Annotated in this window: 20 protein-coding genes; 10 read left to right on the top strand and 10 right to left on the bottom strand. The window is 52.1% G+C overall.

The genetic code is table 11. The annotated features are described in order from the left end of the window. Positions 1-240: 240 nt before the first annotated feature. The 4 genes from H6G13_RS00440 to H6G13_RS00425 all read left to right on the top strand — a co-directional run bounded on the left by H6G13_RS00440 (position 241) and on the right by H6G13_RS00425 (position 5,240). Positions 241-462: a hypothetical protein gene (locus tag H6G13_RS00440; protein WP_190481035.1), complete on the top strand. Its 222-nt coding sequence runs from the start codon at positions 241-243 to the stop codon at positions 460-462. A 60-nt stretch (positions 463-522) separates the two neighbouring features. Next, positions 523-2,037 (top strand): cytochrome b5-like heme/steroid binding domain-containing protein, encoded by a 1,515-nt coding sequence (locus H6G13_RS00435; RefSeq protein ID WP_190481033.1) that lies wholly within the window; start codon positions 523-525, stop codon positions 2,035-2,037. 208 nt (positions 2,038-2,245) lie between these two features. Next, positions 2,246-3,484, top strand: coding sequence for a 3-oxoacyl-[acyl-carrier-protein] synthase III C-terminal domain-containing protein (locus H6G13_RS00430; protein WP_190481031.1), 1,239 nt, complete (start codon positions 2,246-2,248; stop codon positions 3,482-3,484). Positions 3,485-3,611: 127 nt separating this feature from the next. Continuing rightward, positions 3,612-5,240, top strand: coding sequence for a cyclic peptide export ABC transporter (locus H6G13_RS00425; protein ID WP_190481029.1), 1,629 nt, complete (start codon positions 3,612-3,614; stop codon positions 5,238-5,240). Positions 5,241-5,378: 138 nt separating this feature from the next. Here H6G13_RS00425 and H6G13_RS00420 read toward each other — a convergent pair whose 3' ends face one another. The 4 genes from H6G13_RS00420 to H6G13_RS00405 all read right to left on the bottom strand — a co-directional run bounded on the left by H6G13_RS00420 (position 5,379) and on the right by H6G13_RS00405 (position 7,548). Beyond that, complete coding sequence (locus H6G13_RS00420) at positions 5,379-5,762, bottom strand: hypothetical protein (RefSeq protein WP_190481027.1); 384 nt, start codon at positions 5,760-5,762, stop codon at positions 5,379-5,381. 369 nt (positions 5,763-6,131) lie between these two features. Further along, complete coding sequence (gene infC / locus H6G13_RS00415) at positions 6,132-6,683, bottom strand: translation initiation factor IF-3 (RefSeq protein WP_199305650.1); 552 nt, start codon at positions 6,681-6,683, stop codon at positions 6,132-6,134. A 116-nt stretch (positions 6,684-6,799) separates the two neighbouring features. Continuing rightward, positions 6,800-7,315 (bottom strand): universal stress protein, encoded by a 516-nt coding sequence (locus H6G13_RS00410; RefSeq protein ID WP_190481025.1) that lies wholly within the window; start codon positions 7,313-7,315, stop codon positions 6,800-6,802. 11 nt (positions 7,316-7,326) lie between these two features. Beyond that, positions 7,327-7,548 (bottom strand): hypothetical protein, encoded by a 222-nt coding sequence (locus H6G13_RS00405; protein WP_190481022.1) that lies wholly within the window; start codon positions 7,546-7,548, stop codon positions 7,327-7,329. Between the two features lie 378 nt (positions 7,549-7,926). On the opposite strand from H6G13_RS00405, the gene H6G13_RS00400 reads away from it, so the two are divergent. Both H6G13_RS00400 and H6G13_RS00395 read left to right on the top strand, forming a co-directional pair. Beyond that, on the top strand, positions 7,927-8,268 hold the full coding sequence (locus H6G13_RS00400) for a cupin domain-containing protein (protein WP_190481020.1): 342 nt from the start codon (positions 7,927-7,929) through the stop codon (positions 8,266-8,268). A 43-nt stretch (positions 8,269-8,311) separates the two neighbouring features. Further along, positions 8,312-8,518, top strand: coding sequence for an acetyltransferase (locus tag H6G13_RS00395; RefSeq protein ID WP_190481018.1), 207 nt, complete (start codon positions 8,312-8,314; stop codon positions 8,516-8,518). 185 nt (positions 8,519-8,703) lie between these two features. On the opposite strand, the gene H6G13_RS00390 is transcribed toward H6G13_RS00395, so the two are convergent. Further along, the gene (locus H6G13_RS00390; RefSeq protein ID WP_190481016.1) at positions 8,704-9,252 is read right to left on the bottom strand and encodes a hypothetical protein; all 549 of its coding nucleotides are present in this window, start codon (positions 9,250-9,252) and stop codon (positions 8,704-8,706) included. A gap of 258 nt (positions 9,253-9,510) precedes the next feature. Between H6G13_RS00390 and H6G13_RS00385 the strand changes: the two genes are divergently transcribed. Beyond that, entirely contained in the window at positions 9,511-9,942 is a 432-nt protein-coding gene (locus tag H6G13_RS00385) for a rhodanese-like domain-containing protein (RefSeq protein WP_190481014.1), read from the top strand. Positions 9,943-10,167: 225 nt separating this feature from the next. Here the strand turns inward: H6G13_RS00385 and H6G13_RS00380 are convergent, their stop codons facing one another. Together H6G13_RS00380 and H6G13_RS00375 are read right to left on the bottom strand one after the other, a co-directional pair. Then, on the bottom strand, positions 10,168-11,127 hold the full coding sequence (locus tag H6G13_RS00380; RefSeq protein ID WP_190481012.1) for an RNA polymerase sigma factor, RpoD/SigA family: 960 nt from the start codon (positions 11,125-11,127) through the stop codon (positions 10,168-10,170). Positions 11,128-11,414: 287 nt separating this feature from the next. After that, positions 11,415-12,635: a hybrid sensor histidine kinase/response regulator gene (locus tag H6G13_RS00375; RefSeq protein ID WP_190481010.1), complete on the bottom strand. Its 1,221-nt coding sequence runs from the start codon at positions 12,633-12,635 to the stop codon at positions 11,415-11,417. A gap of 651 nt (positions 12,636-13,286) precedes the next feature. On the opposite strand from H6G13_RS00375, the gene H6G13_RS00370 reads away from it, so the two are divergent. Continuing rightward, positions 13,287-14,009 carry a response regulator transcription factor gene (locus tag H6G13_RS00370; RefSeq protein WP_190481008.1) on the top strand — a complete coding sequence of 241 codons (723 nt, stop codon included), beginning with the start codon at positions 13,287-13,289 and terminating at the stop codon, positions 14,007-14,009. A 197-nt stretch (positions 14,010-14,206) separates the two neighbouring features. Here H6G13_RS00370 and H6G13_RS28255 read toward each other — a convergent pair whose 3' ends face one another. Further along, positions 14,207-14,668 (bottom strand): CsbD family protein, encoded by a 462-nt coding sequence (locus H6G13_RS28255; RefSeq protein WP_199305649.1) that lies wholly within the window; start codon positions 14,666-14,668, stop codon positions 14,207-14,209. A 294-nt stretch (positions 14,669-14,962) separates the two neighbouring features. Here H6G13_RS28255 and H6G13_RS00360 point away from each other — a divergent pair, with 294 nt between their 5' ends. Then, complete coding sequence (locus H6G13_RS00360; RefSeq protein ID WP_190481006.1) at positions 14,963-15,355, top strand: DUF2294 domain-containing protein; 393 nt, start codon at positions 14,963-14,965, stop codon at positions 15,353-15,355. A gap of 80 nt (positions 15,356-15,435) precedes the next feature. Here the strand turns inward: H6G13_RS00360 and H6G13_RS00355 are convergent, their stop codons facing one another. Next, a complete protein-coding gene (locus H6G13_RS00355; protein WP_190481004.1) occupies positions 15,436-15,921 on the bottom strand; it encodes a response regulator in 486 nt (161 codons plus the stop codon). Between the two features lie 657 nt (positions 15,922-16,578). Next, entirely contained in the window at positions 16,579-17,010 is a 432-nt protein-coding gene (locus H6G13_RS00350; RefSeq protein WP_190481001.1) for an MgtC/SapB family protein, read from the bottom strand. 441 nt (positions 17,011-17,451) lie between these two features. Here H6G13_RS00350 and H6G13_RS00345 point away from each other — a divergent pair, with 441 nt between their 5' ends. Continuing rightward, positions 17,452-18,060: a DedA family protein gene (locus H6G13_RS00345; protein WP_190480999.1), complete on the top strand. Its 609-nt coding sequence runs from the start codon at positions 17,452-17,454 to the stop codon at positions 18,058-18,060. The last annotated feature ends 17 nt before the right edge of the window (positions 18,061-18,077 follow it).

Here is an 18,077-nt window from a genome sequence, read left to right as displayed (position 1 = left end):
AGCGAGGTTGATTCCCCAACAGGCAAAAAATTTGGCCGTGGCGGTTCCTAGCCGTCAGCGTTTAGAGTTTTGCCAGCCAATTGAGCTGAGAGCATCTGCCTTTGCAGAAAGGTGCCACTCAAGTCCTCTGAAAGGAGCAGGGCGATCAGCATGAACCCTACGTGATTGCCTCAATAGCGAGCCTTACCTTAGGTATTAACAGCCTGCATAGGAGTTCCGCAGGCCCTAAAGAAACCCACCATGACTACCCACACTCAGCCCTACAATCTCGAAGTTCAAGACAAAATCGCCAGGCTGCAGCAGGATGCTGAAACGCTTCTCTCCAGCATTCTACAGCAGATCGAAGCGAACCAACCCGACGCGCAACAGGCCCACCCCAGCCTCAACCGGGTACCCGCCGAGCGTTCTCTGCAGCCACTCTACTCCGTACCCGCTCGCATCCGTCAGCCCCTCGCCGCTTAACTTTCCCCTCTCCGCGTCCCCCTCTTCGCATCCCCAACTCCCCTCACACAAGGACCCATCATGATCGCCGTAATCTCCTTTCTCAAAAGAGCACCCACAGAAGCCTCTCCCGCTGTTCAAGTTAACCTGTCCACCCCAAATTCAGTCGTTAGCAATTCACAAGACGCACCTCCCCCACCCTTGCCCAATGTCTGGATTTACGATGGCGAAGCCTACGACCTGACTGATTTCATCAAGCGGCATCCAGGCGGCGAGTTTTTCATTGGCCGCACCAAGAACCGCGACATTACTGTGCTGGTCAACGTGCTGCACCGCAACCCGGCCAAGGTCAAGCAAGTGCTCAAGAAGTATTCGCTAGGACGGCCCGCCACTCCTGCAGACATGCATCCCAAATATGATGCACCGCCCTTTTTGTTTAAGCCTGATTTTGATGGCTGGCGCGATACGCCCCGGTTTAATTTTGAGCCTCAGGGTCAGCTACTCAACGCAATTCGAGTACGGCTGAAAACGCCTGAAATGCAGGCCCGGATTGCCCAGATGGACTTTCTTTTCAATCTGGTGACGGGGTTGCTGGCTGTGATTTATGTGCTGGTGGAAGGCATTCGCTTTGGGTTGCCTCAGTTCATGCCGATCTATCTGTTTGCGCCGCTGATGGCGATGCTGCGGATCTCTCTCTCTGGCGCGGGGCACTACCTGATCCACCGGGCTCAGGTGCGGTTCAACAAGGTTTTTGCCCATGTGTTTGACATTAACTATGTGCCGATGGCCCATGTGGTGATGGACGGCCACACGCTGATGCACCATCCGTTTACCCAGAGCGAAGTGGACATCAAGCGCAATGTCTTTACGGCGGTGATGGATCTGCCCCGCTATTACCGAGTGCCGCTGCATACGCTGCACAAGCTGGGCCACATCTGGACAGGCATGTTTGTACGGGCAACGGAGCTGTCTCTGCTGGGAATTCGCTTTGGGGTACAAAACCTTTATGGCGATTGGCGGCGGGCGCTGCCCCACTACTTGGGTCTGTGGGCGATGAGAGCCCTTCTCTGCGGTGAGTGCCTGATCTTTGTCCTCCACGGCGATGGGCTGGCTTGGTTAGCTCAATTTGTCCTTACTCTCTGGATCAGCACGTTCATGATTGTGGCCAGCCATGACTTTGAGGACGATGCCGCTGAGACGACCCCGGATGATAGCCAGGACTGGGCGGTGCAGCAGATCCAAAATTCCTATGACCTGACCATGGTGGGCAACAAGTATATTGACTGCTTTTTGTCTGCTGGGCTGAGTCCTCACCGGGTGCACCACGTTCTGCCCTTTCAAAAGAGCGGCTTTGCCAATATTGCCAGTGAGGCGATTGTGCGAGAGGAGGCGGCCAAGCTGGGAGTGGCCTGGGACGCGCCGAAGAATTTCTTTTGCGATCGCTTACCCGTTATGGCCCGCTACTACCTGCTGACCCCCTCCCGCCAAGCCCGAGAAGAGAACCTAAGCCTACTGCAGGAACACCTCAATCCCAAGGCGCTACGCACATCCCTGCTCTACATCTACCGAGGCTTTATTGGAGTGGGCTCAATCTAGCAAACGCCCTAACTTAGCCAAACACTGCCTGCTGCCCCAATTTTTTAACCAAAGTGCACTACCAATTCTCAAGATAGCCACTACTCATCCACATCCACTCTCCCACCCCCCCATCCGCAGCACTTTTTTCCTCGAATTGGGATAACCCTCCTACCGTTACTCAACTTCAATCCACATAAACCCCACAAATCACACAAGGAATCCCCCCATGCGTCCCTCAAATGTTGAAGCTTATCGCGCCCAAGTTACCCTGCCTTCTCTAGAGTCTCTGCCCAGTGCAAGCCGTCTGGCAGCTGGCATTGCAGTAAACGCTCACCAGCGAGTAGCTGTTATCGAAAGCATTGCAACCGGCACCCCTGAGCACGTGATTCCCCAGTCCGAGGCGGCCAAGCTGATTGCTAGCCTGCCCCGGCTCAAGGAAAACGGCAGCCGCATTGAAAAAATCTACCAAAATACCCGCATCGACACGCGGCATCTGGCGGTTAATCTACTGTCGGAAGAGGCAGTTTCGCCTGAGCAGTCGGCAGCCTCTATTCAATCGCGGATGCAGGTTTTTAAGGAGAAAGCCGTTCCTCTGGCTGAACGGGTTGTGCGTCAAGCCCTAGCTAACTTGCCTGACGTGTCGCCCACTGTAGCAGACTCCCTTGGGCTGATCGTCTTTGTCTCTAGCACCGGATTTATTGCTCCTGGTGTGGATGCTGAAATCATTGAGCGGCTGGGACTGAAGCGCAACATTGCCCGTGTCACCGTCAACTTTATGGGCTGTGCTGCCGCCATGAATGGGCTGCGGGTGGCCTGTGACCACGTCAGGGCCTATCCAGCCAACCGGGCGCTGGTGGTGTGCTTGGAGCTGAGCTCAATCAACGCTGTGTTTGAAGATGACTTAAATGACGTGATTATTCATAGCATCTTTGGCGATGGCTGCGCTGCTGTGGTGGTGGGAGCGGGCTACGCTGCGATCGCAAAAGACCGAGGCCAGATCGTGGTGCGCGATCACTTCAGCTACCTGGTCGAAGGCAGCCAGGACGGCATCACCCTCGGCGTTAATGATACCGGCATTACCTGCCAGCTGTCCCCTAAGTTGCCTGAGTACATTGAGACCGGAGTTGGCCCGGTGATTGAGCGCTACTTGGCGAGCCAGGGTTTGACTCAAGAGAGCATTGACCTGTGGGCTGTGCATCCGGGCGGTACTCGCATTATTCAAAAGGTACAGAGTGCTCTGGGGCTAGACGATAGCCAGGTTGCACCGAGTTGGGCAGTCCTGCGGGAATACGGCAATATGCTTAGCGCTTCGATTCTTTTTGTGCTGGAGCGCATGGCTAGCGAGCGGCGGCAGGCACTGAGCCAGGGGAGCGGGGTAGCAGCCCCTACCTCCTCAATGCGCGGGCTAGGATTTTCCTTCTCCCCCGGCGTAGGCATCGAAGGCGTGCTCTTTGAGTTGGCCTAAACCCCATTCTCCCTCACCCTTCGTTCCCATGCGGAGCGTAGGAAAGCCTCCGGAGGTTCCGCCTTCTTAGCAGGGCACATTCATCTATTCCTTCCCTGAGCAAATCCCCCCAGAAAAGGCAAACATCATGCAATACATTCAGCTTCTGTTAAAGCGCTCCTGGCAGACCATTGTGGTCGCTGTTCTCCTGGGCCTCATCAGCGGTCTTTGCAATGCCAGGCTGATCTCCCTGGTCAACCAGGCGGTGAGTCAGCCCACCCAACCCCAAGCCCTGATGCCCTTCTTTGTGCTAGTGGTAATGACTCTGGGCATTGGCGTACTCTCCCAGTTCATTTTGATTAGCCTGTCCCAGGATGCAATTTATCAGCTTCGCCTGACGCTGAGCCGCAACATTTTGCTGTCGCCGCTGCCCCACCTAGAGCGGCTAGGGGATCACCGACTGTTGGCAGCCCTGACTGATGATGTGCGGGTACTGTCTCGGACGGTGACGGTGTTTCCTAACCTGTGCGTAGACCTGGCGACGATTGGCGGCTGTTTGGCTTACCTGGCCTGGCTGTCGGGGCCAATGTTTGTTCTGCTGGTGCTGATTTCGCTGGTGGCGGTCTGGAGCATTCAGGCGACGATTCGGAAGGCGCAGGCGCTATTTGCGATCGCACGTGACGAAGAAGATCACCTCTTCAAGCACTTCCAGGCCATTACACGGGGCACCAAAGAACTCAAGCTCAATCGGCGGCGGCGCGACGACTTTCTAAACCACACCCTCGAAACCAGCATTCGGGGACTGCGCCAGAAAAACAGCCATGCGATGAAAATCTTTGCCCTTTCCGATGGTCTAGGCCAACTCTCTCTCTTTGTCACCTTGGGCGTCGTGCTGTTCATTGCTCCTCACTTCATCAGCACCCCCCTGCCCCTACTTGCGACCTACGCCCTCACCATCACCTATCTGACCATGCCCTTTCAAAACCTGCTGCACCGCCTGCCCGACCTGTTGCGCGGCCAAGTCTCCCTCCGCAAGATCGACCACATGCGGCTGGCCCTGGCCCACGAACAGGAAATCGACACCGCCAATCCTCGCAGCACTCAGCCCGTCTGCCATCTGGAGCTAAAGCAGGTGACCTACCACTACCACCCAGAAGGCGAAGAACACGGCTTTACCCTTGGCCCCATTAACCTTTCGTTTCAACCCGGACAGATTACCTACTTAATCGGCGGCAACGGCAGCGGCAAATCTACCCTAGCCAAGCTCATGACCGGGCTCTATATGCCCCAAACCGGCTCCATCTCTCTGTGCGGCACACCGATCAATGATCAGAACCGAGAGTGGTACCGCCAGCACATCTCAGCTATCTTCTCTGACTTCTTCCTCTTTGATCGCTGCCTGGGTTTAGATCAGGTCAACCTCGACCAAGACGTGCGCCGCTACCTGAAACAGCTGCATCTGGATCACAAAGTGCAGGTGCGAGACGGTCAGCTCTCTACCACCCGCCTCTCTCAGGGTCAGCGCAAACGCCTCGCCCTTTTGACTGCCTACTTAGAAGATCGGCCCATCTACATCTTTGACGAATGGGCAGCCGACCAAGAACCGGCTTTCAGGGAATTGTTTTACACCGAAATTCTGGTCAAGCTCAAAGAGCAGGGCAAGACTGTAGTGGTAATCACCCACGACGATCGCTACTTCTACCTCGCTGATCAGCTGATCAAGCTCGACTACGGTAGGGTCACTAATGCTCAAGTGCCGCTGGCGCTAACGCGGTAGGAGTCGGGGTAGATGGGTGAATGGATGGGGAGCGAGGAATTTATGAGGTTTGAAAATGTTGTTTGAATCCCAACCCTTCAGGGGCTGTTTGAGAAGTCACGCAGCTTACCTAGACTCCCCTGTCCTCTGCCCTTTGCCCTAATCAATGATCAACTGACTCAGCAATAAAGCCATAAACACCATCCACATTGCTCCAGAAAGCACGAGCCATACGGTTACTGAGAAAAGATCAATGCGGCTCATCAGCCCCCGCAGCCCCCGCTGTCGACGCACGGGGCGGTGCCGATGATACACGGCAGCTGTAAGCCTCGCCCCAAAGATGGCTGCCAGCACGCCTGCTCCAAAAACCCAGTCGCGCTCGTGAATAAACTGAAGCCACGGTATCAGCGTTCCGGCATTGGCACTATTGGGCTGAAAGGTGGGATCTCGTAGGGGCGATATCTGATACACAAGGAAAACAAAGGCTCCAGCTAGCAGAAACCAGGGGAGAGCTGGGGAAAAGCGTTGAGTTATGTGGCGCATCAGGTGTACTAGAAAACCTCTTGACGAGTGCTGTAGACTTTCTGGCGTAGAACTTAAGACGGCAGAACGCTCAAAATGTTTCTGGCAGCTTGATTCAAAAACCGCCAACCTCTCCTCAAACCAAAAGGGCACCAGTTCCTCCACAACTTTTCTGCAGGGGTAGGCACACTGAACTGCGTCTTCATTTCAGATGTAGAAGTTGGGTGCACCAAAGAAAACGTTGTGAGCTAGCTCAGCCGAAGTATTGCCTCATAAAGCCAGCCCCCAGAGGAATCTCCTCTGGGGGCTAGTGAATTGTGACTACAGGCAAAACCAAGATAGGCAGATAGTGCCCGCTCTACGAGGTGCTAAAGCTTGAGCAACCCGTATTTACGCAGGAGATAGAAGTAGCGTTAGCGAGCGCCGATCAAAGGACTGCACTTTGCCTGCAGTACTTAGATCATTCACTACCCGCTCTAGCAGTTCGGTAGCCCGATCGCGGTGCTGGTGTTCCCGGCCTCGCAGCCGAACTAAAAACTTAACTGAATCGCCCTTGCCTAGCCACTCTACGGCACGGTCAATCCGCAGCCGGTAGTCAGACTCACCAATATTGGGACGAAACTTAACTTCTTTAACGGAAGGGCGAGCACTTTGCTTCTGGCGCTTGCTCTGCTGATACAGTAACTTACCGAAATCCATGATCTTGGCAACTGGGGCATCTTTCCCCTGAGAGACGACAACCAAGTCGAGCTGGTTGTCTTGAGCCATTTGCAGGGCTTCGCGCGTGTCTATCAGGCCGTGATTGGTGCTCTCTTGATCGATCAAAAACACCTGGGGTGATTTGATTTGGCGGTTAACGAGTTGCTCTTGTTTACTAGCGATAAGACGTTCCTCTTGAATTCGGCGTTTACTTTGGTATCTCTTGAGTACTTTAGATCCCAATACTAAACGGGCTAGGCATAAAGCGCACCTTTCCCATAGGGATCTCTAAAGAAATACTAGCTTTTCAACGGCCAATTGGGCAGGGGAAATCTGCCCCTCGACAGATCGGGTTGCCGCTAGGGTACCTGCACCACCATGACCGTACAGGGCGCATGATGAACCACGTAATTGCTGGTGCTGCCGATCAAGACTTCCTCTAGACCGCTACGGCCATGCCGGCCCATGACGATTAGGTCGGCAGGCCAATCGGCTGCAACCTTACAAATGCAGCGACTTGGCTCACCCACGGTGCAGCCGGCCTCGACCGCAGTAATTCCCGTTGCGGCTGCCCGCCGGTAAAAAGACTGAAGCCACTGCTGGGCTACATCGCGGTTGCGCTGCAGTTGGTCCTCTCCCTGCTGCGCTATTTGCAGGTCATAACCTAGGCCAGCCCCTCCAAAAGTGGACCAAGCACCCATTGGTAAACTCCCGCCCGCTCCCAGCCCAGTAGTAGGCAGTGCAGTGGCATCACTAACGCAGTGCATCAGTCTGAGGGAGGCATCAAGGGCAGCTGCGATCGCAACCCCCTTGGCAAAAACTGGTTCAGCCTGGTCAGTGCGATCAAGCGCCAGCAAAATCCGTTGAAAGGCCATAATCCGCTCGGCTAAATGTACTTAACGTCTTCCCCATCCTCATCCCGGTCTTCCCGAATCTCGCCTGCCCGCGACGGCTCAACCCCGTCATACATCTGAGGCGTTACAGCGGGGTTCTCAACAATTTCGCGAGGATGCTTGCGATAACCACCTTTGGAGACTAAGTCCTGTGGGTCAACCGCTTTTTCGTCAGCGGCCTTACGGATTTGATCCGGGTTTTCTTGGTTCGCCATCTGTACTACCACCTACTTAAAAACTTACCCTAAAACGCTAGGCTGGCCCGGCCGCAAATGAATTTGGACTACTTTCTGACTTATGAATTTGACAACCGAAAAGCCAGCAAAACTATTGGTTTATTTCTACCTTCAGCTAAACGAAGAAAGTAGCTCAACGTTATCTATCAAAAGGGAGCAATCTTAAACCCCCTAAGCTCAGCATTTCTACCAGACGACAGACGTTTCTGACGAGAGGGCTCGATAACCTAAAGACAAGATGTCTCCAGAACCACATCCACCCACCAATCAGAGCCTGTCAGCTCACAAGGATTGCTGCCAATCAGGGATTCCTTGCTGAACTGGCAGGTTTTTTGTTGTTAAGGCTAATCAAAACTCATGACTGATACCAGCGTTAAAAAGGTAAATTCGGCAACTTCTCCCCACGGAGAGATGGGACAAGTTTATCTTGCCTCGGGCATCAATTTAGCCATGCGCCTCTGGCAAGAAGAAGCGCCTTCAGAGGCAAAGCCCGCAACTCAACGTCCTTACGAAACAGTGGGCTATGTCTTAGCAGGCCGGGCCGAACTTCACCTGCAGGACCAAATGGTCATTCTAGAATCTGGTGACTCGTGGGTTGTGCCTAAAGATGCACCTCATACCTATCGGATTTTGGAAACTTTTAGCGCTATCGAAGTGACCAGTCCGCCCGCCCGAGTGCATGACCGAGATGCCGCTTAAGACCCTATTCTAAAGTCCTTTTGAAATCCTTAGGAGCTTCACTATGTTCATGAAAGATACCAAGTCTGACAGTCTAATTAAGCTGGTTGATCCTGCCCCCCTGTTTGATCCTGTAAAGAGTTCTGTACAGGGTCGCCAGCAGGAAGGCCAAGAGGAGCAGCCGCCGATGGAGTTTGATAAGAGTCAGCTGGTTTTCCCCTCAGGTGAATCTCTGCCCCGTTGCTGGACCGATCCAGACTACATGCTTTAAGCACGCACCTCAAATCGTTTCGTTGATAGCCGCTGAGACAGAAATTCCCAGCGGTTTTATTTATATGGGTTGCTGACAATAACTAAAGGGGTGACGCCTGGAGCGTCACCCCTTTTTCAATAGATCTGGTTTAGCTGTGAAATCTACTAGTCTTTCACAGGAAAAGTGATCTGTTGGGAAGAGATCTATTGGAAAGCAGTGGGTCGATTGGTCCACTCTTGAGGCTTTGTTGCGGGGACTTCAAAGAGCTGGACTTTCTCAGGTTTGAACTGCTTCAGAGCACGGCTAACGTCTTTCATCTGTCCGGGCTCTCCCTGCACTGACAAGATATATTTGCCCGCCTCTAAACGGTTGCGCAGAGACAGAGCGTCGCCGCCGTTGTTCCAACCCAGAGGGCCACCGACAATGGCTGAGATCAAAGCTCCTGCACCGGCCCCTAGCAGCCCTGCCAGGGTGTGGTTAATGATGCCAGCTGCATTGGGAATGATTTCAATACCATTTAGCCAATTGAAAGCAAAAGCGCTAATAAAACCAATCGACATCACCCAGTAAGAAATCTGACGGGCGCGGATGCGGGCCTGAGCAGGAGCTTCGATAACGCCTAAAGATTCTGCGCTTTCAAAGCCTTCGCCAATGATGGACATGTGATCGTCAGATACTTTAGAACTCCGCAGGGCATTAGCAGCAGCTTCTGCCTGATCACGGTTAGGAAGGACGGCAATTAAACATTTCATAGTTTTCTCTACAGTTGCTTTAAGTAAAGTGATAAGACCGACTCAACATCGCATTCAAATCTGAATAGCAGGAGACAGTCATTCATTAAGGGTCTTTACTATCCAACACGAGAATAGAAGTGTTCCCATCCCTCAAAAGCTTGATCTTAAGGAGGTTTAAGCCGCTCTCTCCTGACAGAATAAGCTTCACTCTCACGACAGATGAGGTTGGCACTTGAGGTCGTTAGCCTGTATACGACCAAATTTTTGATTAACAATATGAGTAACGAAACTTCTGAGCAGCTTAATAAAGTCGTTTCTGACCAGGTCGTCGGGGCTAAGAAGGCGATCACTGCACCTCTGCCTCATCCTCCTTCCTTCAGCCCACAAGCTTCTCCTCGGGAAATGAAAAAGCGGCTAGACTGGGGCGAGCCTGCTCTGACGATTATTGATATCCGCGATCGCGAAACCTTTGGCAAGGAGCACATCAAAGGGGCTATGTGCATGCCTGCGGACGAGCAATTTGTAGAAACTATCTCCGCTAGCTTAGAGCATGAGCGAGATATCTACCTCTATGGCAACTCTGATGAAGAGACTGCTCAAGCCGCTAACATGCTGCGGCAGGCAGGCTTTACTCGGATTGCTGAACTCCAAGGCAACTTAGATGCTTGGAAGACTATCAACGGCACGGTAGAAGGCTACAACGCCTAAATACTGTTGTGTGACTAGAGAACTAGAACCTGCCCCCTGGCCTTGCAAGGCCAGGGGGCTTCTAAGTTTAGGAATGAGTAACAAATGTTGCGCTGCAGATGCCTTCTCTCATCCGGGAGCGTCTGCAACCAAGTTTTGAGACTTTGCATTATTACATTACAAAGCTCTGCTGTTTACTAACAGCAGAGCTTTATCAGGCTGTATTTAACTGGGTTAGTTGGCAACTCAAATAGCCAGGTAAGAGCGCATTTCACCAGAAGCATGACGCAGTTTCTTGATGGCGTCGCGCTCAATTTGGCGGACTCTTTCTCGGCTTACATTCAGACGCTTGCCGACTTTAGAAAGAGACAGCCCATGACCGGTTTCTAGACCAAATCGCAGGGTCAACACTTCTTTCTGTTGGGGCGTTAGCCGATCCATGAGCTGAAACAGGTCTTGCTGCAGGGTGGAGCGGGCAACGAATTCCTCTGGAGTATTGTCTTGAGCATCTTCCAGCAGTTCACCAAACTCGGTGTCGTGCTTATCGCCTACGCGCAGGTTGAGAGACATGGGGTGCTGAGACTGATCCAAGTAGCTGCGAACCTGTTTGAGAGGCACATCTAACTCGTCTGCAACTTCCCGCAGGGTTGCCGTGCGGCCTAGCTTTTGAGCTAGAGAACGCTGGGCTTTCTTGATTTTGTTGAGCTTTTCAAAGATGTGAATGGGTAGGCGGATAGTGCGGCTTTTTTCTGCGATCGCACGCGTAATCGCCTGACGAATCCACCAGTAAGCATAAGTGGAGAAGCGATAGCCCTTAGTTGGGTCAAACTTCTCAACGCCACGCTGCAGGCCAATAGTTCCTTCCTGCACCAGGTCCATCAGGTCTAGATTGCGCTTGGTGTACTTCTTTGCAATAGAGACAACTAAGCGCAAGTTGCCTTCTACCATGCGGCGTTTGGCTCTTTCTCCGCGACCGACTATCCGTTCCAAATCGTCAACCGGCAAGTTAACTGCCTCTGACCATTCCTGTAAGCTGGGTTCCCGATTCAGCGTCTCAGCTAAGGATTCTTTTACATCCTCTAGCTGGACGGCCTGCTGCACCTGCTTGCCCAGGTTGATCTCTTCCTCACGAGTCAGCATAGAGATGCGACCGATTTCTTTGAGGTAGGACTGTACGGAGTCCTTAGATACACGAACAGTGGTCATACTGAAACAATCTCTAAACGTCCAGGGGTGTCTGAATAGCTCTAAAAGAAGGCAGTAGTTAAGCCGGTGACCAGTGAAAGAAATCTCTTCCTGCTGCCCTCACCCACCGCAGGGCAACCACCTCAATAGCTTTTAGCTTTGCATGCTGTCTTTGGCGGTGCCTCTATCTAAGGGGTAGTTCAAAACTGCCAAAAATCAGCGTTTTCAGCCCAATTTGCGCTGGCTGGCTGGTTATGCCTGCCGCGACTCATGAGTGGGATGTTAAGAGGACTGTTTAGAGTCAGGCTCTACTGCGCGGCTCCGGCTTGCAGCACCTGCTCTCCCTCCTCTTCTTCTTCCTCCCCTGTAGACGTAACTCGAGCTCGTTGGGTGGCCGGCAGCAGCAGCGTAAAGACACTACCCTGACCGTGCTGTGAAGCCACAGTTAGAGAACCACCATGCATATCGACGATCCGGCGAGACAGGTGTAGCCCTAGCCCGCTATTCGAGCGACGGTGGCTGCCTGCTCTAAACCATTCAAAGATATGGGGTAAATCTTCTGGAGTAATGCCAGGCCCTGTGTCGGCTACCGTGAGTTTGACTCTGGCCCCAGCCCCTGAGCCTTCAGCTGTGGGATTAGGCTCATGGCTTAGCGAAACCGTGATGCCACCCTCTTCTGTGAATTTGATGGCATTGCCAATCAGGTTAGTCAGCACCCGGCGCAGCTCTAGCTGGTCACCCTGCACGTGGTAATCCTTGCGGCCTTGACCGTCAGAGCCTTGATCGAGGCTGACAACTTCCAGGCTTAGGCCATGTTCCTGGCCTAATGGCTGCAGCTCGGCGATCACTTTTTGGGCCAAATCCCATAGGTTAAACGTAATGAGAGTCAGCGTCTTGTGACCTGACTCATGGCGATAGACTTCCAGCAAATTGTTGGTCATCTGCAGCAGGTTATCGTTGTTCTGCAGCAGGTTGACCATAGCCGCTTTGAGATCGTCGGAAGCGGCTCCAAAGGCCCCGTCCAAACAAAACTGCAGCATGCGGTTAGCTGCCACTAGAGGCGTCCGCAGATCGTGGGTTAGGCGGGTGACAAAGTCTTCGCGCTGGCGCAGCATTTCGTGCTGGTCGTCGATGCTCTGCTTGAGACGTAGGAGCGATCGCACCCGGGCTACCAGTTCATCGATATCTACGGGTTTACGGATGAAGTCATCAGCCCCAGCGTCTAACCCTTTGACCACATTAGAGCGGTGGTCGGCGGTAATTAGCAGGACTGGAATGTACGGTAGCGACCCCTCCATCTGACGAATGCGGCGGGTCACCTCGTAACCGTCCATATCTGGCATCATCACGTCGAGCAACACCAGATCAGGGGGCTCGCGTCGCATGACGTTGAGCGCCTCGGCACCACTGGTTACACAGCGAACGATATAGCCCTCATCGGCCAAGATAGCCTCCGCTAGAGCCAGGTTATCGGGTAGGTCGTCAACTGCCAGGATCTGATAAGGTCTTTTATTCTTAGGGAAGGCCATTTGTAACCTAGCTTAATAAACGAGTGGATTAACCTCATGTTTGATGACTTCTTTATGACAGTCAGCTCAAAACTGGTAATTGAGAAACCAGTAAGGTAGTTATTAGAGGTATGTGAGGCTAACGCCCAACTATCTTTAAAGCCAAGGCAGCACCCGTTTTAGATTGGCTCCTGTAACCAACACTACATAACCCAAGGTGTCACCACTACAAGAATAGTTAACTGACAAATATAGAAGGATCTGCCTTAAGAGAGAGTCTAAATAGTCAGGGGAACTATATGAAGTTTTTTTGGTGCCTTTTGGGGTTGTGTGAAGCCTTCTTTGTAAAAAGCAGACTTCAGTTCGGCTGCGGCTTGAGTGATACTGTAAGATTGTCAGTGAGGCCATTGGGCAACATCTACCATGAGGGAGATGCCCTGTCAGTTTGTTAATTGCAATCCTATATCGGATTAGACCGCTTCTAAGTCACCTATATTTGCCCTCACTCTAGACGGTCTAACTAAAAGGTCTAAACCCTTCTTAGACATTTTCTGAATCAGGAGTATTGCCGTTAGTCAAGGCCAAAAGGCAGACGGAAGGCTGACAGCAGCTTTAAATCTCTTTTAAGCGCTCAGTAGCGCACCCCGATTAAATTACTGTTGGAGAACTAGCATGGAAACCGTTCGTGTTGCACTGATTGAAGATCACGATTTAACCCGCATGGGATTGCGAACGGCGCTACAGCACCAGGAGGGCATGGAGTTCCTGGGAGAAGCTGCAAACGGCACACGGGGTCTGCATCTAATTCAGACGACTCGCCCTGACGTTGCTATTGTAGATGTCGGCTTGCCGGACATGGACGGCATTGAACTGACTCGGCGCATTCGGCAATCTCAGGCTGAAGCAGAAGATCCTCGGGAGACCAAGGTGCTGATTCTAACCATGCACGACAGCGAAGAAGTTGTGCTGGCAGCCTTTGGAGCAGGTGCTGACTCTTATTGCACCAAGGGAGTGAGCACTGAGGATTTGGTCAATGCGGTCAGAGAAACTGCCAATGGCCACAGCTGGATTGACCCGACCATTGCCAATATCGTGCTGCGGGAAGTCAGACAGCCTGCAGGGGTTGGCGGTGGAGCCGGAGAAATGGCAACGGTGGAGATTCAGGCAGTTGCGCCTGAGTACAAGCAACTGATTGAGACTTACCCCCTAACCAGCCGCGAACTTGAAATCCTAGAGCTGATTGCAGCAGGCTGCAGCAATGCAGACATCTCTGAAAAGCTCTATATCACGGTGGGTACGGTGAAAACTCACGTTCGCAGCATCCTCAATAAGCTCTGTGTTAATGACCGCACCCAGGCGGCTGTGAGAGCGCTGCGCTCAGGGCTAATTCGCTAGCCTCAGCTCTACTCAAATAACACTTAATAGCTGGGGCGAGTGTGGGTTTAGGACACACTCGCCCCAGCTGATTTTTGGGCTGTACTTGTGCATAAAAGGAGAGTGCGATCGCACTCTCCTTTTGCTTTTTATGTTCCTCAATGCGTTTGTAGAGACGCGATGTATCACGCCTCTACAGCAGAAATCAAAACCAAAGCCTAACGGAAGATATCCTTGACGTTGTCGATAATGCCTTGCGTGGTGTCTTCTGCTTGCTCACGTACATCTTCAACGGCAGACTCAGCGCGACCCTTGTTGTACTGAGCACGGCCTTTCAGCTCATTGCCAGCACCTCGGGTTTGCATTTCGTTGTTGTCGGTTATCTCACCTACCCGGCGCTTAGCAGAGCCCAGGGTTTCTTCAACTTTTCCTTCCACGCTTTCGTGGCTGCCTTCGCCCCACATGCGGTCAACTTCCCCTTTGGCCCGGTCCATCTCCACATTGCCTGCGGCACGAGAACCCGTTGCAATCAGGTTAGGCATCCCTGCAGTCATCGGCATGGCTTGGGCAGGTAGTGCCATCCAGCCTAGGCTGACCAATACAACGCCCACCAGCGCTACTTTGGAGAACTGCTGCAGTAGACCTTTTGCAAACTTTAGAGAGTTTTCAATCATCTTCATAGTGACATTCCTAGTAGATCGAGCAATTTTGCTCGGTACAGACCCATCTTCAGGAGTTCTTCCCCAAACGGGCTCACCCGTGGGGCTGAAATTGCTTGGTAGAAATGGTTAAAAAAGCGGCCTCTGCCATTCAGACCTGAGGTAGAGGGAGACGACCTGAAGCTATGGCAGACTGAGCCATAGGATTAGAGAAGGTCTGTCTAATAAATTCATACTCATCTCTTTTTCTGACCAGCTTGCCAAGGTGCAGGCGTATCTAGGAAAGAGGTTCGATCAATATCTCAAATCACCTGTATGGCAAAAAATCTTACAAACCTCACAGCAGGGCAGCTAGAGCGAGAACTAGCCCAGAGAATTAATGGGCTCTATAGAAGCCAGCTCAATCACCAGCCCGCTCGAGTAAACTGCCAGTTATCTGATAACAGACTCACGGTGGTGATTGAAGACGTTGTGACTCAACCTGAAAAGCTCCTCAATGACAGCGGCGATATTGCCCTAGTGGAGCAGATTCGCCTACGGATAGATGAAATTATCCGGCCTCACCTGCAAGAGTTAGTTGAAGACATCTTAGGGGTTGCCGTTTTAGATTTTTTGAGTGACGTCACGATCAATACTGGACGAGGTGGCATGATCATCATCTTGGAAAGAGCGCCTACCCTACGAACTCCCCAAGCGGCCTCACGCTAAAGCTGGCTGAACCTAAGAAGGATCAACCCTAGCTGCTGATATAAATACTAAACGAGTGTAAAACCGAACCTGCCTCTAAACTAGCGAGCTACAGTTTGTAGAGAGGCTAAACCTGAAAGCGGGCAATACTGACCCAAAATGGCTTCTAGGTCATCAATAGCATAGGGCTTGCAGAGAAAGCTGCTAAAGCCAGCATCTATCATTTGGAGCCGCTCTGACTCGGTGGCTAGAGCCGTCAAAGCCACTACCGGCATCAGCTGCCCTGAAAACCGCTGCTGTAGCTGCTTGATAACCTGAAAGCCATCCATATCGGGTAGCACAATGTCCAGCAGAACTAGGTGAACCTCGTGTTCCTGAACTTGGACCAAGGCGTCTTTGCCGCTACCTGCACTGAGGGCTACGTAGCCTGCCTGCTCGACGATGTAGCATGCTAGCTGAAGATTATCAGCATCGTCATCTACAACAAGTACGACAGGCGGCTTAAACGCCCTAAATGTAGAGGCGTCTGAGTAGCTAGCTGCTAACGGCTGTAGGGAAACTCTATCCCTATCAGAAGAAATATCCATAGTGCAGTCGAGGGGCTGGGCCAGAATAAGGGGCAGTTGTGACTCGAAAATCGAGGCATTTCCTTAAGTGGCAAACTTTGTCTATGGACGGCACTTAAAGAACTGGCTCTTTCCGGACAGAAACCTCAGCCTGCCAGCAAAGAACTGGAAGGAAGGATAAGGGCGGCAAACCAGATGCACATAAAAGACTCGTATATCAGTCACAGCGCTGAACTAAACCAATACGGTTCAGCCATGCTCACCGCTCAACTCAAAATACTTTATCTTATTTTTAGATTCTGTGCAGAGATTTACACTTCCCTTAGCTATGTGGGGTTTTGGTGTAGCTTCTATTTTAGATCAAGCTCTGTCTTGAGTAAGATACCCATTTTCGGCTGGACTGGTTTACTGAGTCGCACTATTTCTTTGTGAGCGAGCGGGTTCATCCGCAGTGATGAGGCCTACACAAAGGATGTAGAAGCTGGTAGAAGGACTGTGAATTTTTTTAGATTAATGACTGGCTAGAGTCTGATTCACAAATTTTATGGTGTGCCTGAAGTGGTCAATCGCTTCAACGCTAAAGACTCATGCATCAATTCAATGACAGTAGCTAAGTGACCGTTCGGCGACAAAAACCTCACTGAGTTAGCGACAATGGGTCAAGTAGTTGCCTAGCCGCTATTTAATAGCTGATTCAACCCACTTAAAAACTCGTAGGGTAATCAGCGTTAAAGTAACGCCTATTAGACCTAGTTGCCATTGCCCCAAAGCGGCGGCTACCCCAACTGCGGCAGAAACCCAAATAGCGGCAGCAGAAGTGAGGCCGTGTACCCGGTCACGTTGGAAAATAGACCCCGCCCCGACAAAGCCTACCCCTGTCGCTACCCCCTGGATGACGCGCGGTAGGGCGTCTGATGAAGTCTCGGTGGTACCGCTCTGCACCGTGCTCAAGATGAATAGGGCAGTGCCCAGACTAACCAGCATATTGGTACGTAGTCCGGCTGATTTTTGGCCCAGTTCTCGGTCTAGCCCCACGACCGATCCCAGCAACAGGGCTAGCAGGAGCCTTGCTAGAAGCTCTGGCCAAGGCAGGGCATAAGGGTTGAGCATAGGAGGTCAGCACCAGAAATAGCGACAAATACCTCTTTAGGGAGATGCTCTGCCCAAGAGATTTTTCTTAAATGGGGATGACGTTTAATCGTCACCCTTACGGAAAAGACGCAAGGCGTCCACTACCCCGGTGGACGCTTACCTCCTTTAAAGACCTTCACGCTTCTAGTTCAACCCTCCCTTCAAGACAGACTGAACAGGCGTGAGAATTTAGCAAAAGCTTGTAAGCTACATTCCTATTTTGGGGTCTGCTTTGGGTTTGTGTATCTGTATACAGGTATAGAGGTCGCTGTTGATTTGGGCCTCTGGTTGTTGGACCCCGATTTTACTAGGCTACAGTCTAGTTTGCCTCTTTTAACAGAGTGAGCCCTGCTCAAAATCTCTTAACATGCAGGTAATACTTGTGTCCGGTGCGGGTTCGCAACGGTTTAGCTTCCGACTATGCTTGATTGGATTACCCGTATCGTTGAGACATTGGGGTATTGGGGCATTTTGGCTCTGATGTTTTTAGAAAATGTTTTGCCGCCTATCCCTTCAGAGGTGGTAATGCCGCTGTCTGGGTTTGCGGCGAGTCAAAGCGATTTGAAATTTTGGTTGGTAGTAGCAGCGGGCGCTGCGGGTTCGGTGGCGGGTACGCTGCCCTGGTATTTTGTGGGTAAGTATGTTGGGCAGGAGCGGCTAATGCACTGGGCTGATCGCCATGGTCATTGGCTGGCGATTTCGTCTAAGGACATTAGCAAAGCCACTAACTGGTTTAACCACCGTCAGGGCTATTGGGTGGTGCTGCTGGCCCGGATGGTGCCGGGAATTCGCACTTATGTTTCGATTCCGGCGGGTATTAGCCGCATGCGGTTGCTTCCCTATTTGGCCTATTCGCTGGTGGGAACGGTGATTTGGGTGAGTGGACTTGCGATCGCAGGTTACTTTCTAGGCAGCCACTACGAGGCCGTTAGCCGATACATTCAGCCCGTTTCAGCTGTTGTCATCCTGGGGCTGCTGGGGCTGTCTGTAGCTTGGGTGGTGCTGCGCAAACGCAAAGCTAGCCATTGAGTCGGTGGGGTCTGGGC

The sequence above is a fragment of the Pseudanabaena sp. FACHB-2040 genome (genome assembly GCF_014696715.1).
Lineage (GTDB): Bacteria > Cyanobacteriota > Cyanobacteriia > Phormidesmidales > Phormidesmidaceae > JACVSF01.
This window is presented reverse-complemented; position numbering and strand designations above follow the sequence as displayed.